We start from the raw sequence: 23,597 nt of genomic DNA on the forward strand, positions 1-23,597 counted from the left end.
ACACGATACAATATAAGGGCGCTTACGCTTAACGTGTAAGCGCCTTTTTCGTATTAAAACGGTTTTAAAAAAAGCTAAAAATGAATACAAGTTACACTCGCTTAGACGACGCCGTAAGGTTTTTATCACAACGTGATTATCAGCAAGCGCACCGCTGTTGTGTAGAATTGATTCAACAATTCGGACCGCATGCTCACGCCTATTTTTTACTTGGCATTATTCATATTGAAATCGGACAGATAGAAAAGGCAATCGCCTTGTTAACGAAGTCTAACGAAATCGAAAACCGTCCTATTACCTTTGCCTATCTAGCCAAGTGCTTTGCGTTAAAAGGCGATATGCAGCAAGCGCTAGACTGTGTGGCTCGTTCGCCAGTAAAGAGCCTTACCCGTGCTCTCGACTTAGATACGGTTGGCGTTTCATTATCGAGAGTAGGCCTACATGAGGATGCTATCGACTATTTTGAAAAGGCCCTTGCTTTGGCGCCATCAAATCCGCAATACCATTACAACTATGCAGTCAGCTGCAAGTTTGCGGGAAAATTTGAGCTAGCCAGAAAGCATTTTGAACAAGCCATCGATAGCGAGCCTAATTTCTTTCAGGCGCATTTTGCCCTGTCTGATCTCGGCGGCATTTCGCGTGAAAATAATCATTTAGCGCGACTTGAGCCCTTAGTGGAAAAAGTAAAGGCAAACCCCGATGCACGACTTCACATAGGGCATGCACTCGCGAAAGAGTACGAAGCACTAGGTGATTACACTCGTGCTTTTGAATCCCTGCAACACGCGAAAGCGTCCCAGAAGGCACGTAGCGAAAATACGCTGAAAGATTATCAGGCAATATTTAATACTCTTCATGCTAATTTGCAATCACAGGTTAGCTCGGACGCTTTTTCCACCAATCTTTCTCAAAGCGACGCCCCCATTTTTGTAGTGGGCATGCCGCGCAGCGGCACAACACTGGTTGAGCGTATTTTAAGTCATCATTCGTTAGTTGCCTCTGGAGGAGAGCTACAAGACTTTGGCGTTGCTGTTAAACAGGTAACCCAAACTAGCAGCCAACTAGTGCTTGATACGCCTACCATTGAAAGTGCATATAAGAGTGACTTGGCCAAAATTGGAGAGCTTTATCTTCAGCGTACGGCTTTCTTGCGACAAGATGCAAAGCACTTAGTCGACAAACTGCCATTCAATTTTTTCTATATCGACCTAATTCGACAGGCACTACCTAATGCAAAAATTGTTTGTTTGCTGCGTAACCCAATGGATACCTGCGTAGGTAACTTCAGACAGTTGTTTTCTATCCACAGCCCTTACTACGCTTACGCCTACGACCTTGAGGTGATTGGACAGCTTTATCAAAGCTTCGAGCAGTGGGTGAGGAAATTTGCTGATACATATCCGAATGCTATTCGCCTTCAATCATACGAGCAACTTGCTCAGCATCCTCAATCCGAAGTTAAAGATCTATTGGCATTCTGTAACTTGCCTTGGGAAGCGCAATGCTTACAAGTTGAAAACAACACGCTCCCGGTCTCGACAGCCAGTAAGGTCCAAGTAAGAGAGCCAATAAATACCCGTTCAATAGGTCGCTGGAAACGCTACGAGTTGCAAACCGAAGCCTTACAGAAGTCGTTGGGTATCATTTAATGGAAAAATCGTAGATTCGTTTGCAACCTTTAAACGTAACGATTATGTTAACGCTATACTTACTGGTCTAACCAGATTGCATGAGAGCCGAATTATCAGCACCGCTTTCCTGCAATAGCACTTTCTAGAAAATGAGCGTGAACAACTATGTCAAAGAATTACGTACTAAATACATATAACAAATTTATGAAGCTGCCCTTTGGCAAGAAGCTATTTAGCTGGTACTCAGCGCGCAGGGCACCTTATTTTTCTACCGTTTCACCACTTATCTCAGACATTAAACCAAACTACTGTGAAGTGCTCATTAGTAAACGTAAAGCGGTAGAAAATCACATTGGAACGGTTCACGTTATTGCTATTTGCAATGGTCTGGAAATGGCCATGGGGTTCATGTGTGAAGCATCCATACCTAAAAACCTTAGGTGGATCCCAAAAGGTATGGAAGTAAAGTATCCGGCGAAAGCAGACTCAGATATTCGTTGTGTAGCAGAAGTGCCAGCTGACGCATGGAAGCCAGGTGATTTACCTATTTCTGTTAAGGCGTATAACGCTGAAGGCACCGTGGTCGTCGACGGAACCATTACGGTTTGGGTAAGCGAAAAGCGCTGATATCCCGCTTATAATAAAAGGCCGCGCTTGCGGCCTTTTTTATGCTCTTTTAAAACATTCAATATTAAGTTTTTACTACAGCTACTTTTCTGTTTGACAGAAAATAAAAATCCAACTAAGAATAACCTTGAAAGCGATTAAGGCGCTATATCAGTAGTCTATTTCATTCAACAGTTGGTGTTGCAATTTTGTCTGTGTTTACAACGCAGGTATTAGCGGTGGAAGAGGTTAAGATGTCTGTAATCACAAAAGAGCAAGTCGCAAGAAAACCCTTTATAGATAAGAAAAATTACCCGTACGGCTTTGCTCGTTCAGGAGATTTTTCAATTAATGAAAGTAAGCTTCTTCAGGCTCATGGTAGTTTGTTCGCTGCACTAGTGGACGGGAAAATTACGCCAGAGAATGATGAAGAACAAGCCTATTTGGAATCGGCTCTTGGTCATCGTGACCCTGCAACACCGCAAGAGAAAGCGTGGTTGAAATACCAAGCCAGAATAAACCGTCCAAAAACAGCAAGTATTTATGGCTCTAAGCGTGCTGCTGAACAAGATGTTGACGATGACGACGATATGAGCGATAACAGTGATCTTGATATCGACCTCGATGATTAAGCTTATGCCTTTATGCATCTAAAACGTGTAAAGGCGCCTCTCTTAAAGCAATCATGTTTATTGTTTGCGCTGTTAATATCGTGTAAATAAATATCCTATTTTCTGTCAAAATTACACTTAAGTCGAAATATTTATCCTAATTATTGCGAATATTGGGATATATATCTCACTTTTACGCAATTTGGTGTTTTATCTTCCTATTACCTTAGATATAGTCGGGGCATCGTCAACGTACGCTGACAAACCCCCCAACCCATTACAGGAGAAAGCACTGTGAAAATGATGTCGGGCGCAGCCATGGTGGTTGAAGCGCTAAAAGATGTAGGAGTGACACACGTGTTCGGTTACCCAGGTGGTGCCGTATTAGACATTTATGATGCGTTATTTGCGCAAGATGATGTCAAACACGTCCTCGTACGTCATGAACAGGCAGCCGCCCACATGGCGGATGGTTATGCACGTTCAACTGGCAAAACCGGCACAGTGCTCGTCACATCAGGTCCAGGCGCTACGAATACTATTACAGGTATTGCTACTGCATATATGGACTCTATTCCGATGGTTATTTTATCGGGACAGGTGCCGTCGAAGCATATTGGTGAAGACGCATTCCAAGAAACTGACATGGTGGGGTGCTCACGCCCTATCGTTAAGCACAGCTTTTTGGTAAAGCGCGCGGTTGATATCCCAGAAGCGATTGCTAAAGCTTATTATATTGCCAACACAGGTCGTCCTGGCCCGGTGGTAGTAGATTTGCCAAAAGATATTGTGAACGTAGCAGAAGAACACCCATACGTGTTCCCAACTGACGTGACCATGCGTTCTTACAACCCAACTGAAAAAGGCCATCCTAAACAGGTCAAAAAGGCAGTTGAGTCGCTACTTAAAGCAGAACGTCCCGTACTGTATGTAGGTGGTGGCGCTGTAGCTTGCGATGCGTCAGCAAAGGTTATTGAGTTAGCTGAGAAGCTTAATGCACCGGTAACTTGTACGCTAATGGGTCTTGGTGCCATGCCGGGTACACACAAGCAATTTATCGGCATGCTAGGTATGCACGGTACGCTTGAAGCGAACAAGACCATGCATAATGCCGACTGCATCATTGCACTAGGTGCACGTTTTGATGACCGTGTTACTAATAACGTTGATAAGTTCTGCCCACATGCGGATATTATTCACGTTGATATTGACCCAGCATCGATTTCTAAAACCGTAAATGCGCATATTCCTGTAGTAGGTTCGGTAGATAAAGTACTTGATCAAATCTTAAGTCAGGTAAATAAGAAAGACTTATCAGGTCAAAGCGAAAAGCTGGCCGATTGGTGGCAACAAATTGAGACCTGGCGCGCTCGTCAGTGCTTAAACTACGCACAGGGCGAAGAGGTAATTAAGCCTCAGCGCGTTATCGAAGCCTTGTACAAACACACAGACGGTAAAGCCTACGTAAGTTCTGACGTAGGTCAGCACCAAATGTTTGCTGCACTCTATTACCCTTATGATAAGCCGCGTCAGTGGATTAACTCAGGTGGCTTAGGCACCATGGGCTTTGGTTTACCGGCCGCAATGGGTGTGCAGTTTGCGCACCCAGGTTCAACCTCTGTGGTAGTAACGGGTGACGGCAGTATTCAAATGAATATTCAAGAGCTATCTACTTGTTTGCAGTACAACCTGCCTATTAAGATTATCTCATTGAATAACCGTGCCCTAGGTATGGTTCGTCAGTGGCAGGATATGATTTACAAAGGACGTCACTCACACTCTTACATGGATTCAATGCCTGATTTTGTGAAATTGGCAGAAGCTTACGGACATGTGGGCATTAAAGTAGACAAGCTTGACGAGCTAGACGCAGCAATGGAGAAATGTTTCAGTTACACAGATCGCTTAGTGTTTATGGACATAGCAGTAGACCAAAACGAACACGTATATCCAATGCAAATTAAGTTTGGCGCAATGGATGACATGCGCTTAAGCAAGACGGAGCGAACCTGATGAAACGTATTATCTCTGTATTAATGGAAAACGCCCCTGGCGCACTATCTCGTATCGTTGGTGTATTCTCACAACGCGGTTACAACGTCGACTCTCTGTGTGTGGCACCAACCGACGACGCGAGCCTTTCGCGTCTAACGATTATCACGCACGGCGACGACAAAGTCATAGAGCAAATTACTAAGCAAGTGAATAAGCTTATTGATGTGCTAAAAGTGGTCGACCTAACTGAGGGTACGCACATTGAGCGCGAGCTTATGCTGATTAAAGTCGCGACTCGCACAGAGTCGGTACGTGCTGAAGTGAAGCGGAACTCTGATATCTTCCGTGCGCGTATTGTGGATGTGAACGTAAACAACTACACCATTGAAATTACGGGCACCACAGATAAGCTAGATGCATTTGCCACGACTATGGGGCAGTGTGCTGAAATTATCGAATCATCGCGCACCGGCGTGTGTGGGCTTGCTCGAGGTGACAGGGCGCTTCGTCCTTAAATTGAGTTGCATAAACATCGACTCAATACTTCATAGTTAATAAACGAAAAGGGGCGCTTGCGCCCTTTTTCTTGTTAAAGAGCAACGTAGTGCGATGCAAAGTTTGTCGTGTAGGTTTAGTTATTCAAACGTGCCTTTGACCAAAGCCCTGCCATGCTGAACCAGCTGCCTGCCTTTAGCGATAACGTGAACAATATCCAGTGTTTCCCTCTCGCACAGCACAATGTCGGCGTCACATCCAACTTCGATTTTTCCCTTGCGATGCAGCTTAAGCCTCTTGGCGGGGGTGCTACTGACAACCGAAATGGCGTTCTCTAGTGATACATTGTGTTTTAATACCAGAGCTTTAAATGCGTCAAATAGACTTCCTACTTTACCCACTTCTAAGCCCACAAGCTGGCCATTATCATCGAATACTGGAAGGCTAGCGTTTCCGTCTGAGCTCATGCTTAAACAGCTTGCAGGTACACCCTTATCTAGGCAATAGGCAACGGCCTCTGCAGCGGGTATTTCGCCCTCTTCAATAAATTGCTCGTTGGTGCTAGTGGTCATATCAATAACACCGCCTTTCTGTGTCCAAGCGATTCCTGCATCTAACAAACTTTGGTTTCTATTGATGTGAGTTGGATAGAACTGGCTTGCCGGAATATCTGTACTATCAACAACGTCATGCAAAACAGAAAGTTGGCGCTCTCCGTCGCCAGTGTGAATGTAAACAATACCTGCTTTGCCAGAAATCATGCCGCCAGTTCGTGCTTGTGCTGCAACCTCTGCAAGCGTCTGGACAGTCGGTTCGGCAGCTCTATGATCGGCAATTGCGACTTCTCCGACCCCGATCATACAGTCGATTAGCACAACGTCATCAGTAACATTGCCTGTAATGGTGCGAGCCGGAAGGTGGTAGGATCCGGTGTAACAATACGCACTGATCCCCTCAATGTTTAGGCCTTTTGTCTTAGCCACTAAATCAGGAAGTGTTCGCGTAGTTGCATCGGTACCTAATGCACCAATGACGGTTGTTACGCCATGTAAACTTGCATCAGTCAGCGACATTTGAGGCGTACGTGTGTGAAAACCACCCTCGCCACCGCCACCAGAAATATGCACCAGACTGTCAACAAGGCCAGGCAGCGCAATCAAATTACTGCCGTCGATAATGTTTAAAGAAGGCGAATGCATCGAAATATTGGGGGCAGTATGTGCAACTGCATTGTTGGCGATAAGAATGTCGACTGTGCCTTGTGGCGAAGGCGAGTAGCACTCTACATTTTTGATAAGCGTTAGCATTTAAGAAAAACCTATGAGAACGGCGGTGATAACAGTGAGCGACGCAAGTGTGAAAAGGCCGGCGCAAAACTTTGCAATAAATCTTACCCATGTTGTCCAACTTACGCCAGCCACACCTAAACAGCCTATCAGCGAAGCAGAAGTTGGAATAATTAAGTTAGTTAGGCCATCGCCTAACTGAAAGGCTAGTACCGCAACTTGGCGAGTCACGCCCACAAGATCTGATAGCGGCGCCATTAGAGGCATAGTGATTGCAGCCTGTCCTGATCCAGAGGCAATAAAGAAATTGAAGATGCTTTGAAACAACAGCATGAGCCAAGCGCTCATTACAGAACCGGTTTGCGCTAATGTATTACCAGTGTGATGCAGCAGGGTGTTTAGCACAGAAGGTGAAGTCACCTCGTCACCGCCAAGCACTAATACAATGCCTTTGGCCATACCTACAATGAGGGCGGCAGGCAGCAGCGATTGTGCACCGCTAACAAACGCCGCACTGATATCGTTCATGCGCATACGGCCACCAACCCATGCAATGGCACCAATCAGAATTCCCATACAAAAAAACTGTGAGGCAATTTGAGGAATATAGTAAGCATGAACAATTACTCCCCACATTACCCAGTAAATACAAGCAAAAAAGGCGATCAGAATAAGTTTGTCGGTAACGGAAAAATGCTGCTCAGTGAGCTCATTTGTTGATGCGGTAGATGAGGTGAACTCTAAAGAAGGCGCCTGTTTGCTTACTGAAGCTGCACCGTTAAATGCTTGGTTACTATTTTTTAGCTGCTTTGCATAACGCAAAGTGAAGATTAATCCAAAAACGGTAAACATAGCCCATATGGCCATGCGAAAATATTGGCCCGACATTAACGGCACATCAGCAATGCCTTGTGCTATAGCAACAGAGAAAGGGTTCATCCAGCTTGTAGCAAAGCCGATTTGCGTAGCCACATAAGTGACAAGCACCGCCATGATGCCGTTATAGCCCATGGCTGTCATTAGCGGCACTAGCACAATACAAAATGCAATGGCTTCCTCACCCATTCCAAATACCGCCCCACCTAATGAGAACAGCAAAAATAAAGCAGGGAGCAAGAGATTATCGGCGTGTTGGTAGCGTTTTATCAACGCCATAATACCGTTGTTGATGGCGCCTGTTTGCATCACTATGCCGAAGGCGCCGCCAACGATAAGAATAAAAGCGATAACGCCGACTGCAGCGCCCCATTTGTCGCCCGAAACCATGCCATCAAAGGCATAGTTAGCTATTCCCGTTTTGTTGCCTGTGCCATCAAATAACACAAAGCCATGGCTTTCTTCTGCATATCTGAAGCTATCGGCATCGAGCACGGTTTTAATGTTGCCGTCTGATGTGGTGATAGTTTTCGTTTCAAAGGTACCAGCAGGAACAAGCCAAGACACTAGCCCTGCAAGCAGTATTACAAAGAATAAAATTACGAATGCATCAGGCATTCGCGATGTTGAAGGTGAATGTTGCAACCTTACCTCCGAAAGTGAAGAGGGCTTAACGCCCTCTGTTATCACTTAGTGAAAATAGTAACTAAACGCAAGTGTGTAGCGCGTACCAAATGGGTCATGGTTAAAGGCATCAAAACCTCTACCAGAGCCATAAGCCGTAGGGGCATCTCGGTCAAATACGTTGTCGACAGTAAGGCGCAAGTCAGCATTCTCAAAGTAATAGCCCGCGCTGAGTGTTACGGTAGTCCAGCTCCTTACATTGCGGGTATCATCTTCATCTTCGATGGCGCCCAACTCGATTAACTCATCGATTTCTCTGCTGCGTAAACGAATGATATCGTCGTCATAGCTGCCAGTATAGAAAACGTAAGCACCTACGTACCAGCCCTCTTGAACATAGAAAAGTTCAGCTGTGGCCACGGTTTCAGGGTAAAGGAAAGTTCCCGCTAATGATTCAATTTCATCAGAGCCAGGTCTATTGCGGTCGTAGGTCAGGTAGTGAGTGCCAGAAAATCCTAGTTCCAACGTGCCACTATCTAACTGAAAGTCATGGTCTACGTCCCAGTCGATACCTTCGAGTTCTTGAGTGCCGGTATTATCAAGCAATAAAATATGATCTCTAAAAAGCGGTAACTCATCAAAGCGGGGGTCGTCAAATTCAACCCAAGCATTGAGGATTTCAGTTAAGTTAGCGCTTTCATCTTCAATGGTATTCCCTGCATTATCGGTTACCAAGCATAGGTCTTCTAAGTACGAAATACCTATCTCTCCCTCATCCAATACACCGCAATGGCGAAGTGAAGCATCGGTAATGGCGCGATCTAAAAACCCGGTCATATTGGTATCGACAATGTCTTCGTGATCGAAGGTCCAGTAATCAACCGTAATCGTGGTGTTTTCAGTTGGGCTATAGGCAAAACCAAATGAGTACGTTTCAGACTCTTCAGCGCGCAGCGCTGGGTTACCAAGCTCAAGTACGTTATTGCCGCGAACGCTACCTTGCCCCTCGCAATACAAATCTGAAACGGCTTCGTTCACTGAACAGTCGAAAGACGCGCGAGTCGTTCGCAGCTGTACGCCAGCTTGAGTCAAAGAAGGCGCACGGAACGCTGTAGACCACGAGCCGCGAAGTACTAAGTCATCAATAGGGCGGTAGGTGAAGCCCACTTTTGGATTAAACGTGCTGCCAAAATCATTGTAGTCGTCAAAACGACCCGCAAGACTAATATCAAACTGATCGGTAATAGGAACAAAGAGTTCAGTAAAGACGCCCATCTGATTTCTGTCTGCCGCTGAGGCACTTGAACCGAATCCAAAAACATCGACAAGAAAGCTATTTTCCGCTCTCGCTTGTGAGTCTAAAGACGGAAAGTCAGTGATTTCTTCCCGTCTTAATTCAACTCCAGCAGCCAGTAACACAGCATTGCCATTCCACTGCGCTATTTCACCGTTAATTTTGGCATCTAAGCCGAACATTTCGCTGGTTCCATCACGAGTGGGGCGTGCTTGTGTTAAGCCCAAAATAGCGTCGTTCTGCGCATTGCCTACTAGGAAAGGATTATAGGCAGGTAACAGTGCGCCGCTGCTACAGCTTAAAATATCGTTTGTGCTATCATACTGCGCAATCTCGACAGTATCACAGAGCTCTCCGTGAACGGCCGCCGTATATAGATAGCGGTTGTAGATACCTTGTGTTGCAACCTGTTCAGACTCACTGCGAGAGTAAAGGGCGCCAGCCTCCCATTCCCACTCACCAAAGTAACCCTGTAAAGACGAAACTAGGCGAATGGCGTCAGTTTCTATTTCGACGGTACGTGGGGATACAAATCGAGCATCGTATTGAAGACCTTCAAGTTCACGACCTGCAACAGTATCAAAGGAGTCTATGAACAAGTTGTCAATAATTGCGTTACGCGCGTCGTCCTCAAGTACGTTAAGAGCATCGAGTTCTATCCATGCTCCTTCTTCATCGTTTACCTGATTAATCGGTGATGGTGTAGAGAACGACGTTGATTTGGTATGCGAGGCAAGAAGATCTGTCCGCCACGTAATGTCGTTACCTTGATAGGTATAGGTGAAGCCTCCTGACAAGGTTTCTAGCGGCGTTTCGAAATAGTCATCTTCATTGGCATAATATGCACAAATTTCCTCATCGAGCTCCGTTATTGTAAGCTCATCAGGACAGTTGGGTGCAGGCATTTCATAGCGGTCTAGTGTGCTATCAAAGTAAATGTTGGGCTGCCCTTTAGAAAGATATGAGTAACTACTTTCCAAAATAGGATCGCGCGTTTGCGAAAAGTCGGTTGCCCTTATCGCTTTTCTATCGAAGTAGTCAAAAAACGCCGTTAAATTACTGCCGCTATCAAAATTTTTACCCCACAGTATTTGAACATTGAAGGCACCATGATCATTGCCGTTGGTAGTATTCTCGTAATTAGTTTGAAGCTCTAGTCCTTCATAATCGTTTTTAAGAATATAGTTAATAACACCAGCAACAGCGTCTGCACCATAAATCGCCGATGCACCCGTTGCCAGCACTTCTACACGCTCTACCGCAGAGGCGGGAATACTATTGATATCAACAAAATTTTCAGTGCCAGAAGCGAATGAGCTTGCTGCAATCCTGCGTCCGTTCACAAGCGTTAATGTTGAAGAGGGCCCAATACCTCGAAGTGACGCTGCCGCTTGACCGGGTGGTGTAGAGGTTGACGTCGCCCCACTTTGGGTGGTGTCAAATGTACCAACGCCTCCACGGGTTTGCGTCACCGTGCGCATTAGCTCTGAAATGGTAGATGCGCCTGTGCGTGCAATATCTTCTGAAGTTAGAATGGTTAGTGGCTGCGCACCCTCCATATCCGCACCGCGTATATTACTGCCGGTGACCTGAATGCGCTCTACAACTTCTTCTTCGCTCGTTTCTTGTGCTGATACAGATTGCGCAAACACAGCGCCAGATATACAAAGCGATAGGTAGCTTAGCGTGCCAACAGACACACCTAATTTGTGAACTAACGTCGATTTTTTCATTATTGTGATCCCCATAACGCGCACGGTCTAATGCCGCTTTTTGCGCGATTCAACACTTGTTTAGATAAAAATTTGCTGCAAGGCGCAGCGTGACCGCTTCAATGAATTGAAGGGCGCAGGAGCTACTCGTCGAACCACTCCGACAAGTAAAAGTTTTGATAGCGATAGTTGCCTAGGTTGGCAGCTTTCTTAAGCATTTATAAAAACCAGTGTTGTGACGAATTATGCACTTCGTCTGAATCAAATACTGTTATACGGCGTGAACTTTACCGTTGACATTAATAATTAGTTAACACTACGGTGAATAAAAGTCAATCAATTAAATGTTCCGTTGGTTTTAATGAAAGTTATTTTTTTGCGCGCAAATTTTTACTGTTTTGAGGCTAGATTAAAAGCACCGCTTCTATCGCTTTTTTATGTTTATCTTTCTGTATTTTCAATGTTTTGTTTTGGGTCTTCAAACCTTATTTTGGCGGGAGGAGCACTAAAAACATGTTCAAGTATGTCAAAGCAAAACTGCACATCACCGTCGACGTTTTTGTCGGGGAAAGCGGAAATTTTGTACGAAATAAATCAGCAGTCACTACTTAGATATCAAAATTTGGCGAACAAATACTCACAAAACAATGATTTTTTATATTCAAAATTAGTGAATGTATATTCATCTGGGGGCGAACGGTTATATTCAAAAAATGCGCTGCTAGATGCCCTCAATGATGCCGGGTTATCAAATAGCGATATTCGTTTCCTTTCTGATACTGACTACTTCATTTTGTTGGACTCCCTAGAAGCGCAGCAAACCGATGAGCTAGGCTACCGATTGCAAGAGCAAGTATCGTTAGAAAATACGAAAGCTAGGGCGTCAGTTGATATCTATACCGCATTTATTGAAGCTGCACGTGCGAAACGACAAGCTAAAATTGCAGAAAATGTGAACGCCGACACATCCGCTCGAACGACTATCGGCATTGTAACGGCATCGTCTCGAGATCCATTTGAAGCGGTAGACTTTTACGAGGGCGTTTTTCAACAATTCGACGTAGATGTAATTTGGATCCCATTAACTCCCGCTTTTCAACAGGCCGTTTACGTTGAAAGTTTTAAAGGCCAAGGCTGTAACAAGTTAGCATTTTTTAGAGCTCAGCATTCGCTGTTTGACAAAGAGAGGTTATACCCTGAGCGTACGAGCAAACAACGCTCATGGTGTGAAGACAACCAATTGGCCATAAATACACTATCTAGTCTCGATGGCTTATTTTTCAACGGCGGAGACCAAAGTAAAACCCTTGCTGCGCTAAGTACTCCAACAGGAAAACCCAGCGACTTTCTTATTGAACTGCGTGATCTCTGGCGAGACGATCAGCTAGTAGTAGGGGGGACCAGTGCAGGAACAGCAGTACAGGCTGGTGGATACAACAATCATCGACCTGTTCCCATGTTAACAAGTGGAAATTCGATGGGCGTCTTATCCGGTGGTGTGTATGGCGTCGATCCCACATCACAACGCTGTGAGAACAGCGCTCAATGTGAAAATCAACTAACAGATGGCGCAATGACTATCAACCCTGCCGGCGGTTTAGGGCTTTTCAATTTTGGCTTACTTGATACTCACTTTTCAGAACGTGATCGCGAAGTCCGTCTGATCGCTGCCACAGCATCAAGCGGCCAATCGTTTGGCTTCGGTGTCGATGAAACTACGGCGTTGATGGTCGACGCAAAAGCGCCCTTTGAAAACGTGTCTTTCACTGTATTGGGCGAAGGCGGGGTGTTTATTGTAGATATGAGCAAAGGTAAAGAAGATATCACTCATTCTCGCAATGGCTCCAAACGCATAATTGCAGGTGAGGCGAGTTACTTACCGGCCAACAGCTCTGGACAAATAACATTAGGGGAGCTGAAACTCACACTCGAATCATTGGAAAAGCCTGCTTCTTTCAAACGCAACGAGCAGGGAAAGTGGCGACAGGAATCGGGCAACCTTTGTCGTTCTAAAGGCATGATTCGCTGGCAAAATGGTGGGAATATACACGTGTTGCAGCCTTCAGAGGCCTCGCGCTTTCACAAACTGCGTTATTGTGCTTATAGCAAGGTTCCGTTTGTAATTTACGATTAGGTTGTGTTTAAGTATCGCGCCCATAATAGGCTTCTACGCGCAGGGCTACGCCGTATGAGGTTTTAAAATCCTCTTCACGTAGCCATAAAACGAAAGGCTCTACCTCAAAGAATAGCCAATCGCGCAGCATGTTGTTACGCCACCTAAACCCGCCATAGACTTCTTCTACGCGAAAGTTGGGTTGGCTAAGCCCTTCCACCATAAAGTGGGGAATAACGGCGTTATGTTGATCTACTGAGAACAAATGGTGGATTTCGTGACGCCATAGCCAGTCGTTGGTATCGTCGCGGTAGTAGTAGCGATTATTTTGTCGAACCAGGTGCTTTTTATTGATTTCGTATTGAAAAGCGACGCCAACCTCCGCACCCAAACGGTCACGGGTATAATAGTAAAGTTCGGCGTCGTATAGCATGGCCCATTGTTTAGAAAAGGCAAAAGCATCTCTGTATCGGGTCATCGCATATAGTTGGTCGCGGCGACCAGCACCAATTCTAAATGAGTAGTGAGAGTCTTGCTCAGGACGAAAGCGAAGCGCGATGGTCGTTCGATCGCGGTTGCTATTGCCGGTATCCCTCGCGGCTCGTATTGTGTTGTTCTGTGTCTCGTCTTCGTTATCACTTAATAGTAAATCAACGCGTTCTTTTAAAGCCGGTAGGCGAACTCTTACCCTGAAGCGCAAATCCGTATCCGAGAGCATGCCACTTCTTGGCTCCCATGCAAGTTGAACTCGGCCTTCGGCTCTGGCTTCCTTCTGTCCTGAAGCACCTATTTCATCTGAACTTTCAAACAAACCATCAAGCTGTTTTACGGTGAAGTCCATGGTGTCGGTGAAGCTACGCTGCCAAATATCAAACCATTGCTCATTAGGTATTGAAGGAGGCAAGGAGTGTGTACTTTCTTTTGTCGAGTTAGCGCGGTTAGAAAGCGTATTTTCTGGTCGAGCAATATCCCGATAGGTTGTACCTACACTGGTCGCATTTACGGGGGAGTTCAACGTGTCAGCAGTTGAGTCAGGTGCAACAGGTAAAGCGAGCAATAAATGGCAATAGACCACGGTAAGGCATAGCATTGCTCACTAACTCCTTGTAAAAATTAGCATAGTTGAATGTTTCGACCATTCGCATTGGGGATATACAGAGCATGGATTGTCCCAACCAAAACGTCAATCTTTATTCATTGAAGTAAATATTCAGGTGAAAGCATCAGCAGGCAATGGCATACTGTGCTAATCGATGTAAGGGAGATTATTTTTATGGGTGGTATTAGTATTTGGCAGTTGCTGATCATACTGGTTATTGTGGTGCTTTTATTTGGTACGAAGCGCCTTAAAGGTATAGGTACTGATTTAGGCGGCGCAATCAAAGGCTTCAAAAAAGCAGTCAGCGAAGAAGAGAAAGACGCAGACTTTGAACAAAAGAAGCAAGTTGAAGAAAAGTCAGCAGCAGAGCCTGTTTCAACTAAGACGCAGAGCGACGTTAAAGAAAAATCCTAATGTTCGATATCGGCTTTTGGGAGCTATTGGTTATCGGTGTACTGGCGCTGCTTATTTTAGGGCCAGAAAGACTGCCGGGTGCCATGCGCTCAACTATAAATACAATTCGTAGCGTGCGTAATGTAGCAACGGGCTTTAAGCAAGAAGTTGAGCATCAGTTGCGCGTGCACGAATTGCATGAAAATTTGAAAAAAGCAGAGCAGCAAGGGCTTAAAGATCTTTCACCTGAACTTGAACAAAGCGTCGATGAGCTAAAAAAAGCTGCAGAGTCGGTTCAAGAACCTTATAAAAAGCAATAGATGTCTGACGCTAATAACCTTATTTCTCATTTAATTGAATTACGTAGCCGTATTCTCAAAGCCCTTTTGAGCGTACTTATCGTCTTTATTTGTCTCGCGGCGTTTGCGCAAGACCTCTATAAGCTATTGGCGATGCCATTGCTTGAAGCCTTACCTGAAAATGCGAGCATGATTGCAACCGACGTTGCATCACCTTTCTTTGCTCCGTTTAAACTTACACTGGTGTTATCGTTTTTTATTGCTATTCCCTATGTGCTCTATCAAGTATGGGGGTTTGTGGCTCCGGGTTTGTACAGAAATGAAAAGCGCTTGGTAGCGCCTCTACTACTTTCCAGTACGCTGCTGTTTTACGCAGGTATGGCGTTTGCCTACTTTGTGGTATTTCCAATAGCGTTCGCGTTTTTTACAAGCGTAGCACCTGAAGGTGTAACGGTAAGTACAGATATATCCAGTTATTTGAACTTCGTCTTGAAACTGTTCTTTGCATTTGGGGTCTCATTCGAGATACCGATAGCCATTATCTTAATGTGCTGGACTGGGGTAACGGATGCTAAGTCGCTCAGAGCCAAGCGCCCTTATGTGGTTGTTGGTGCATTCGTGGTTGGCATGTTGCTAACACCGCCCGATGTTATCTCTCAAACATTATTAGCTATTCCAATGTGGTTGCTGTTTGAAGTAGGGGTTATTGTTGGAGGATTTTACGCGGGTAAAACGCCAAAAGATGACGCATCCACTCAAACAACGGATAACACATAGAAGTTAAAAAAAGAAAGGAATAAAAATGAAAACTCGACTGATATCTCTTGCCACATTATTGTGTGCTTTTGGGGCGTTCAACGCTCACGCTGAAACTGTAGCCGATGCTATGGAAAAATGCCGTAACACAGACAATAGCCTAAAGCGCTTAATCTGTTACGACAATATTGCGAAATCACTGAATCAGTACGACGGCGCAAGCGCACAAGTTAGCCAATTACAGGCGTATCGATCTGAAGCCGCCACTCAACCAAGACCTCAAGTCGAAGCGAACAGGCAGCCTGTTGTGAATAGACCGGCTGAAGCTTCAGAGCCGAAAAATGACTTTGGTTTAGAGCATAGACGTGATTTATCAGCCGAGGCTTCAGAAGTTTCATTGACTATTGCGTCATTTAAAGATTCCCTTCGAGGTAAAAAGATTATTACCTTTAGCGATGGCTCGGTATGGCAGCAGAGCGATAGTGCTTACTTGAAGATTGAAGAAGGTCAGCAAGTATCCATTGAAAGAGGTCTCTTAGGTTCGTTTTATCTAAGCGTAGAAGGCGTTAACAAGCGTATGAAAGTAAAACGCGTAAAATAAATGCCTTGGTTTGATGCTGGCGTCAACTTGCTTGATAAGCGATTTGACGCCGATGAAGTCATACAACGAGCACAAGATGCAGGGGTAGAAAAACTCTGCATTATCACCACGCACCCCAGTGAATGGGACGCCGCAGTAGCGCTATATAATAAGTATCCAACCCAATGCTGTTACACTATCGGTGTCCATCCTCACAATTCAAAAGATGTCACGCCAAGTGATTACAAGCGGTTACGCGAACTTGCACAACAGAAAGGGTGTGTTGCAATTGGTGAATGCGGTCTGGATTTTAATCGCAATTTCTCACCACAGCCCGTTCAGTTGGCAGTGTTCGAAGCCCAGTTAGACATTGCGGCTGCATTAGACTTACCCGTGTATTTACATGAAAGGGATGCGTTTGACGAACAAGTCGCGTTATTAACCGAGTATATGCCTCGTATAAAAGGTGGTATTGCCCACTGTTTTACTGGAAATGCAGAGCAGGTTCAGCACTACCTTGCGCTGGGGCTTTATATTGGTATTACTGGCTGGGTATGTGATGAGAAGCGAGGCGAAGCACTACGCGAAGCCGTGAAGTCTATACCTTTAAACCGTCTTATTCTTGAAACAGATGCGCCTTATCTGTTTCCCAAAACCCTTCGACCGAGAAAACGTAATAACGAACCTGCTTTTCTACCCCATATCGCTAAACAATTAGGCGAATATCTGCAAGTTGAGACTGATAAATTACGTATTAGCAGTTATGCTAATAGCTGTGAGTTGTTTTCTCTCAGCTAAACATAGGTTTATATGCAGACAAATCTGAAAGCGATGCGCAAGTATGATGCGGGTCTTATTCTTATCACCCTAGTGGCCGTCGTTGCATTTGTGTCCGTGTTGTTTAGTTTGTCTCCTAACACCCGTGCAACACCACGATTCTCGCAGCTTACTTATCTCAATGTAGATAATGGCAATGCGCTCGATTTTACTACCATTACTCAAACGCCGCTTACCGACTGGACACCAATATCTTTACCCATTAACTTGGGTATGAACACAAACGTACATTGGTTTTCAATGGTCATTGCGCCAACGCAAAGCAATGAAAGTCGATTTCTATTGCACATCGACTATCCCCTTTTAGATAGTTTAGACGTTGCGATTTACAGCCAAATAGGCAGCACGCCCATTGCTACTTATTCAGGTGGCGATGGCCTGCTCTTTGACAACCGGCCTGTTTCTCATGTGAAGCCACTATTCCCCCTACCAGTAAGCGCTCAGTCGCAGCGGGTGATTATTCGAGTACAAACCTCTGGCAGCGTCCGCCTTCCTATTCGTATATGGGAAGAAACAGAGTTTATTGCCTATACATCAAGCCGTAACCTGGCATTGGGGATATTTTTTGGCATCTTGGTAGCAATGGGCGTGAGTAACGCATTTTTAACGGTAACGACAAGTAACGTGTCGTTCCTTTATTACTCTGGCTATGTAATGAGTTTGGCGCTTATATTGGCGACGTTACACGGCTACGGCTTCTCTTATATGTGGCCGGGAAGCACATGGTTTCAAGGTAAAGCAATTCTTGTGTTTGCTAACGCGACTATTATGTTTGCGGCGATGTTTACGCGCAGCCTACTACCTATTAAAGCCCACAGCGTAAAGCTAGATAAAATCACACAGGCAATCAGCTGGGTGTGCGGATTGAGTATTATCCTCGGCCTTATCTTACCTTACTCGTTCATGATAAAAGCGTTCTTATTACTGCTCAGCCTCATCGTTATTTTTACTCTTGGGTTAGGTATATGGCTAACGCTCAAAGGGGTGGTCGTAGCGCGTTATTTTACCATCGCTTGGGGTTTTCTATTAATTAGTGGGCTAAGTGCGAGCCTTGATAACGTTAATATTATTCAGTTGCCTATTTCGTCAAATAACCTGCTGATCATTGGTGGCGCGGTTGAAACGCTCATCTTGGCACTTATCTTAGCGATTAACTATAGCCACAGTCGCGATGATCTCATTGAGGCGCAGCAGTTCGCGCTAGAGCAGGAAAAACAGGCAAATACGGCCAAAGAGAACTTACTTGAAGTACAAAAGCGTTATCAAGATGACCTGGAGTATAAAGTACAAGAACGCACGTTAGAGTTAGAAATTACGTTACGCGAATTGTCTGAAGTAAACCAAGAATTGGAAAGGTTAAATGCAATAGATCCGCTCACGGGAGCGCACAACCGTCGACATTTCGATAAGCGTCTGCGTTCTGAAGGGCGACGAAGTAGACGTGAGCAGACACCATTATCTCTCATCATTGTTGACGTGGATCACTTTAAGCAAATTAATGATAAACACGGACATGATGGTGGTGACGCGTGCTTAATTCACGTCACCAATGTCTTTCAGAAGCACATCCATCGTCCTACAGATGACTTGTGTCGCATAGGTGGTGAAGAGTTTGCCATTATATTGCCTAATACCGATCTTGAAGGCGCTTTTCACGTTGCCGAAAATATGCGAGATAGCCTTGAGTCGACCCCACTTGATTACGAAGGGGAAACCATTAAGCTAACTGCAAGCGCGGGCGTTTCTACAACCATTATTATTGATGAAGAGCACGCGCAAAATCTTTTCAAGTTCGCCGACGAATGCCTTTACGAAGCCAAGGCTGCGGGCCGCAATACAGTAATACATAAATATTTACAGGAAAAACTATGACATCTTCACCTTTCCCTCAAAGAAGAATGCGCAGACTACGCGCCAAAGATGCTTTAAGAGGGCTTGTGGCAGAGCACCGTTTAACCACTGACGATCTCATTTACCCTGTTTTTGTACTACCCGGTGAGAACGCACGAGAAGCCGTACCTTCTATGCCTGGTGTGGAAAGACTTTCTATCGATTTGCTAGTGCAAGAGACGGCGAAATGGGTAGAGCTGGGCATTAGAACGATTGCGCTTTTCCCTGTGACACCTATGTCTCTTAAAACCGAGTGTGCAAGCGAAGCGTTCAATCCTGAAGGGCTTGCTCAGCAAGCTATGAGAGCGCTTAAAGAGGCGTTTCCTGAAGTAATGCTGATGTCTGATATCGCATTAGATCCATTTACGTCTCATGGTCAAGATGGCCTCTTAGACGAAACTGGCTATGTGATGAACGACGAAACAGTCGAGGTGCTCATTAAGCAAGCGTTATCGCATGCTGAAGCTGGCGCTGATATTGTTGCGCCTTCTGACATGATGGATGGGCGCATTGGCAGTATCCGAAAAGCACTTGAAGAAGCAGGTCACATCAATACGTGTATTATGGCTTATTCTGCTAAATACGCGTCTGCGTACTACGGTCCATTTCGTGATGCCGTCGGCTCCGCTGCAAATATAAAGGGCGGCAACAAGAAAACCTATCAAATGGATCCTGCCAACACCGATGAAGCACTCCACGAAATTGCGCTTGATATAGAAGAGGGCGCTGACATGGTAATGGTAAAGCCAGGTATGCCGTATTTAGATGTTGTACGTCGTTGTAAAGACGAATTTAAAGTACCGACATTCGCCTATCAAGTAAGTGGCGAGTACGCTATGCATCAAGCTGCTTTTGCTAATGGTTGGCTAAATGAAGACGCGGTGATCCTAGAATCGTTATTAGCGTTTAAGCGCGCTGGCGCCGACGGGATTCTGACTTATTTCGCTCCGCAAGCTGCTGCGCTTTTAGCGAAGCAAAACGACAAGTAATACCAACAACCAAAGGTTCGACAACAAAAAAGCCGTGCAATGCACGGCTTTTTTTATATTTCTTTTCTACTTATCGTAATACGTTTAACGCGTCCTATCTGTATGTAAGTGGTTACTTACAAACGAGTTCGCAGCCAGCTTTATGCTGAAGCCAGCATTCATTTGCTAACTCTGCGTTGATCAAAGGATGCGATTTCAGCCAGCCTTCAGGAAAAGTAAGTGTCCACTTACTTTCTTCGCACTGCAAAGTTACCTCTGGTATATGTTTATTCTGACGACGCAGACATAACACCACTGCTATACGTAAAATTCGCAATAAGCCTTTTAGCATTGGACGGTAGTCTTCGTGGTACTTTTCAAATACGTCTGGCTTTATGTTTAATCTATGCTGAGCAACTAAATCGCGGATGGCGGCGCGCTGAAGGCGCGTGAAGCCAGGCAAATCAATGTGACTTAATATGTATTCACCATGCTCATGATGGCGCTTATATTCAATATGAAGACCTATTTCATGAAGCTGTGCGGCTGCACCTAAAATGGTTTCGGTATCTAAGTGACAAATGTTCTGTTGTGCACAAAGTTGATGGCATAAAGTAAGCGCTACGTGACTAACCGAGTTCGCGTGACTGGCATCTACATGATAACGATGTTTTGCCTGATTAAGGGTCTGCTGGCGTCTATCATTCTCGGTAACGTTATCTAGCATTCCGTAGATAAGTCCTTCTCGAAGCGCACCACCAGAAATATTCATGTGCTTAATATTTAGCGCTTCAAATAAGCTGATGAGGATCGCTAAACCAGACGGGAAAATAGCTTTTCTGTTATCTTCCAATCCGTCGATATCAAGGGTTTTAATGCTGCCGCATTCAATACATTGCTTTTCTAAATGATACAAATAGTCTAAGCGGATAGCATCACTAATGCCCTGTGCTACAAGAATCTCAGTAATGGCTTGCGGCGTGCCAGATGCACCTAAACAATTCTCCCAATCGAAACACAAAAATGCGCTAGACACATCTGCAATAAGCGCGAGTGCGGCTTGTTTTGCATTGTCGAAATTGTCTTCGGTGATAGTGCCGCCGGTGAAATAGCGTTCCATAAACGTTACACAGCCCATATCCAAACTCTTAAGATGGATAGGCTGCATGTCGTTACCGATAATGATTTCTGTGCTGGCGCCGCCAATATCTATGACTAAGCTATTGCCTTGGTTGGCGGATGTGTAGGCTACGCCAAGATAAATTTGTCGCGCTTCTTCTTCACCGCTAATCACTTCAAGTTTGTGATTGAGAATCTCTTCTGCCTTGCGAATGAATACATGCGCATTGGTTGCCAGTCGCAATGTAGCGGTCGCTACAATTTTAATATTAGAAGGGGGGATATCCTGCAGGCGTTCCGAGAATACTTGCAGGCATTGCCAGCCGCGTTCCATGCTTACGTCATCAAGCGCTAGGTGATCATCTAAACCTGCTGCTAGGCGCACTTTCTGCTTAATTTTCCCTATTATTTGCACACTGCCGTTAACAACATGAACAATCACCATGTGAAAGCTGTTAGAGCCTAAATCTACGGCGGCGTAATACTCGCCGTAGGTTTGTGCGTCGTGCTGGAGTTCTGCCTGCATAAAACCTCGATTCTTATTGAGTACCTTTACGCCTCACTGTTGCGCTCTGTTGTTTCGGTTTTGAGGCTTTCCACGGCCTCTTCCGTTTCCACGACGTGAAGAATTGCGGTTGTTAGGCGTACGTCTTCTACGTGGTTTTGGAGGCGTTACATCATCAAGTAGGGCACTGCGGTCGTAATCGGTAACCGGTATTGCCTTTTGAATGTATTGCTCAATAGCAGGTAAGTTTAGTGCGTATTTTTCGCACGCGAAACTAATTGCAACACCACTTTGTCCTGCACGGCCAGTACGACCAATACGGTGTACGTAGTCTTCTGCGTCGTCAGGTAAGTCGTAGTTAAATACGTGCGTTACCGCGTCGATGTGAAGACCGCGCGCTGCAACGTCGGTTGCGACTAAAATATCAAGATTGCCTTTGGTGAAATCTTCTAAGATCCCAAGGCGTTTCTTCTGTGGTACATCGCCGCTAAGCAAGCCCACGCGATGGCCATCTGCGGTAAGCCAGTCGGTAACTTTCTCACAGCTATTTTTAGTGTTGGCAAAAACAATTGCCTTTTCTGGCCATTCTTCTTCAAGCAGTGTAAGAAGAAGCAGCATCTTGTCGTCATCAGACGGATAAAATAGCTCTTGAGAAACGCGAGTTGCCGTTGTTTGTTCTGGCGCTACCTGTACGTGGGTAGGGTTGTTCATGTGCTCGTAAGCAAGCTCTTGCACGCGGTAGCTAAGTGTAGCTGAAAATAGCATGCTCAAACGTTCGCTTGCCGGTGGCATGCGGCGGAATAAAAAGCGGATATCTTTTATAAAGCCTAAATCGAACATGCGGTCGGCTTCATCAAGTACGGCAACCTGAATATTCTTCAGTGTGAACACATTCTGTTTGTAGTAATCCAGTATGCGTCCTGTCGTACCAATTATAATATCTACCCCTTCTTCCAAAGTTTCACGTTGACTTTGGTAACCTTCGCCCCCATAAATCAAACCAAGCGACAATCCAGTATGCTCACTAAGCAGTTTGGCGTCGTTATAAATTTGAACGGCGAGCTCTCTGGTCGGCGCCATAATAATTGCGCGAGGGCCATTTGATTTGCTGTTATCTGCATTTTCTGCTTTGCTTAGCAAATAGTGAAATGTAGCTACCAAAAAGGCAATGGTTTTACCGGTTCCGGTTTGAGCCTGACCTGCAATGTCGTGACCTTCCAATAAAGGAGGCAGTGCAAGTGCTTGAATTGGTGTACAATGTGAAAAATTAGCTGCCGCCAAGGCGTCAACAACCTTGCCGTTAATCGGCAGGTCAGAAAAGTGAGTATCAGTTAAGTGAGTAGGCATAGCTTATAGCTTATCAGTGCTTGCATTAAAAAACAGTTTCTATATAACACTTATGGTCAGGCTGAGACAAATCAGCGACAGACCAATAATGGAGAAAAGAATGAGCGACAAAATTATCCAGTTATCTGACGATAAATTCGAAGCAGATGTTATCAATGCTGAAGGTCCTGTACTGGTTGACTTCTGGGCCGAATGGTGTGGCCCGTGTAAAATGATCGCACCAATCTTGGAAGAAGTTGCGACCGAGTTTGATGGCAAGTTAACAGTTGGCAAGTTGAATGTCGATGAAAATAACGAAACTCCACCTAAATATGGTATTCGTGGTATTCCTACATTGCTACTTTTCAAAAACGGTAACGTTGCTGCAACTAAAGTAGGCGCGCTATCTAAAGCTCAATTAACAGAGTTTCTTAACGAAAACCTTTAATTGATTTCAAATTGAAAACCGGTGCTAACGAAGCACCGGTTTTTATTTACGCCACAGGGACTAACGTTTCATTCTAGAAGAGCAAGCCACAAATTATTTAACATTTCGGCGGTAAAACGCTGGACGTTGATTAA

20 protein-coding genes are annotated in these 23,597 nt (G+C 45.0%); 14 read left to right on the forward strand and 6 right to left on the reverse strand.

Annotated features, from left to right (window positions below):
- Nucleotides 1-80: 80 nt before the first annotated feature.
- The 5 genes from F0261_RS12020 to ilvN all read left to right on the forward strand — a co-directional run bounded on the left by F0261_RS12020 (nucleotide 81) and on the right by ilvN (nucleotide 5,358).
- Entirely contained in the window at nucleotides 81-1,649 is a 1,569-nt protein-coding gene (locus F0261_RS12020; protein ID WP_171338064.1) for a tetratricopeptide repeat-containing sulfotransferase family protein, read from the forward strand.
- A 147-nt stretch (nucleotides 1,650-1,796) separates the two neighbouring features.
- A complete protein-coding gene (locus tag F0261_RS12025; protein WP_014975511.1) occupies nucleotides 1,797-2,258 on the forward strand; it encodes a hotdog fold domain-containing protein in 462 nt (153 codons plus the stop codon).
- A gap of 233 nt (nucleotides 2,259-2,491) precedes the next feature.
- A complete protein-coding gene (maoP, locus tag F0261_RS12030; RefSeq protein WP_039225146.1) occupies nucleotides 2,492-2,869 on the forward strand; it encodes a DUF413 domain-containing protein in 378 nt (125 codons plus the stop codon).
- 273 nt (nucleotides 2,870-3,142) lie between these two features.
- Nucleotides 3,143-4,861, forward strand: coding sequence for an acetolactate synthase 3 large subunit (locus F0261_RS12035; RefSeq protein ID WP_014975512.1), 1,719 nt, complete (start codon nucleotides 3,143-3,145; stop codon nucleotides 4,859-4,861).
- Complete coding sequence (ilvN, locus tag F0261_RS12040) at nucleotides 4,861-5,358, forward strand: acetolactate synthase small subunit (protein WP_014975513.1); 498 nt, start codon at nucleotides 4,861-4,863, stop codon at nucleotides 5,356-5,358. Before F0261_RS12035 ends, ilvN begins: the two co-directional genes overlap by 1 nt.
- A 120-nt stretch (nucleotides 5,359-5,478) precedes the next feature.
- On the opposite strand, the gene iadA is transcribed toward ilvN, so the two are convergent.
- From iadA to F0261_RS12055, 3 genes are read right to left on the reverse strand one after another with little or no spacing between them, the layout of a single operon-like run.
- Nucleotides 5,479-6,645 (reverse strand): beta-aspartyl-peptidase, encoded by a 1,167-nt coding sequence (iadA, locus tag F0261_RS12045; protein WP_014978163.1) that lies wholly within the window; start codon nucleotides 6,643-6,645, stop codon nucleotides 5,479-5,481.
- Nucleotides 6,646-8,145, reverse strand: coding sequence for a putative basic amino acid antiporter YfcC (gene yfcC / locus F0261_RS12050; protein ID WP_171338065.1), 1,500 nt, complete (start codon nucleotides 8,143-8,145; stop codon nucleotides 6,646-6,648). It abuts the gene before it with no gap.
- Between the two features lie 45 nt (nucleotides 8,146-8,190).
- A complete protein-coding gene (locus F0261_RS12055) occupies nucleotides 8,191-11,151 on the reverse strand; it encodes a TonB-dependent receptor (RefSeq protein ID WP_171338066.1) in 2,961 nt (986 codons plus the stop codon).
- A 502-nt stretch (nucleotides 11,152-11,653) separates the two neighbouring features.
- Here F0261_RS12055 and F0261_RS12060 point away from each other — a divergent pair.
- Complete coding sequence (locus F0261_RS12060; protein WP_232306449.1) at nucleotides 11,654-13,264, forward strand: cyanophycinase; 1,611 nt, start codon at nucleotides 11,654-11,656, stop codon at nucleotides 13,262-13,264.
- Nucleotides 13,265-13,271: 7 nt separating this feature from the next.
- On the opposite strand, the gene F0261_RS12065 is transcribed toward F0261_RS12060, so the two are convergent.
- Nucleotides 13,272-14,333: a hypothetical protein gene (locus tag F0261_RS12065; protein ID WP_014978167.1), complete on the reverse strand. Its 1,062-nt coding sequence runs from the start codon at nucleotides 14,331-14,333 to the stop codon at nucleotides 13,272-13,274.
- 177 nt (nucleotides 14,334-14,510) lie between these two features.
- On the opposite strand from F0261_RS12065, the gene tatA reads away from it, so the two are divergent.
- Genes tatA through hemB form a run of 7 tightly spaced genes read left to right on the forward strand, consistent with a single transcriptional unit; the run spans nucleotide 14,511 to nucleotide 20,086 of the window.
- Nucleotides 14,511-14,756 carry a Sec-independent protein translocase subunit TatA gene (tatA, locus tag F0261_RS12070; RefSeq protein ID WP_230598753.1) on the forward strand — a complete coding sequence of 82 codons (246 nt, stop codon included), beginning with the start codon at nucleotides 14,511-14,513 and terminating at the stop codon, nucleotides 14,754-14,756.
- On the forward strand, nucleotides 14,756-15,055 hold the full coding sequence (gene tatB / locus F0261_RS12075; protein WP_014948087.1) for a Sec-independent protein translocase protein TatB: 300 nt from the start codon (nucleotides 14,756-14,758) through the stop codon (nucleotides 15,053-15,055). Before tatA ends, tatB begins: the two co-directional genes overlap by 1 nt.
- Nucleotides 15,056-15,811, forward strand: coding sequence for a twin-arginine translocase subunit TatC (gene tatC, locus F0261_RS12080; RefSeq protein ID WP_014978169.1), 756 nt, complete (start codon nucleotides 15,056-15,058; stop codon nucleotides 15,809-15,811).
- Between the two features lie 25 nt (nucleotides 15,812-15,836).
- On the forward strand, nucleotides 15,837-16,391 hold the full coding sequence (locus tag F0261_RS12085; protein WP_014978170.1) for a hypothetical protein: 555 nt from the start codon (nucleotides 15,837-15,839) through the stop codon (nucleotides 16,389-16,391).
- Nucleotides 16,392-17,168 (forward strand): TatD family hydrolase, encoded by a 777-nt coding sequence (locus tag F0261_RS12090; RefSeq protein ID WP_171338067.1) that lies wholly within the window; start codon nucleotides 16,392-16,394, stop codon nucleotides 17,166-17,168.
- A gap of 12 nt (nucleotides 17,169-17,180) precedes the next feature.
- A complete protein-coding gene (locus F0261_RS12095; RefSeq protein WP_014978172.1) occupies nucleotides 17,181-19,079 on the forward strand; it encodes a diguanylate cyclase in 1,899 nt (632 codons plus the stop codon).
- The gene (gene hemB / locus F0261_RS12100; RefSeq protein ID WP_171338068.1) at nucleotides 19,076-20,086 is read left to right on the forward strand and encodes a porphobilinogen synthase; all 1,011 of its coding nucleotides are present in this window, start codon (nucleotides 19,076-19,078) and stop codon (nucleotides 20,084-20,086) included. The genes F0261_RS12095 and hemB overlap by 4 nt, the downstream gene beginning before the upstream one ends.
- Before the next feature lie 112 nt (nucleotides 20,087-20,198).
- Here hemB and F0261_RS12105 read toward each other — a convergent pair whose 3' ends face one another.
- Together F0261_RS12105 and rhlB are read right to left on the reverse strand one after the other, a co-directional pair.
- Complete coding sequence (locus F0261_RS12105) at nucleotides 20,199-21,710, reverse strand: hypothetical protein (RefSeq protein ID WP_014978174.1); 1,512 nt, start codon at nucleotides 21,708-21,710, stop codon at nucleotides 20,199-20,201.
- A gap of 33 nt (nucleotides 21,711-21,743) precedes the next feature.
- The gene (rhlB, locus tag F0261_RS12110) at nucleotides 21,744-23,036 is read right to left on the reverse strand and encodes an ATP-dependent RNA helicase RhlB (RefSeq protein ID WP_014975523.1); all 1,293 of its coding nucleotides are present in this window, start codon (nucleotides 23,034-23,036) and stop codon (nucleotides 21,744-21,746) included.
- Nucleotides 23,037-23,136: 100 nt separating this feature from the next.
- On the opposite strand from rhlB, the gene trxA reads away from it, so the two are divergent.
- The gene (gene trxA / locus F0261_RS12115; protein ID WP_012517074.1) at nucleotides 23,137-23,463 is read left to right on the forward strand and encodes a thioredoxin TrxA; all 327 of its coding nucleotides are present in this window, start codon (nucleotides 23,137-23,139) and stop codon (nucleotides 23,461-23,463) included.
- Nucleotides 23,464-23,597: the final 134 nt, after the last annotated feature.

The sequence above is a fragment of the Alteromonas sp. 07-89-2 genome (assembly GCF_013113925.1).
In the GTDB taxonomy this organism is placed as follows: domain Bacteria; phylum Pseudomonadota; class Gammaproteobacteria; order Enterobacterales; family Alteromonadaceae; genus Alteromonas; species Alteromonas macleodii.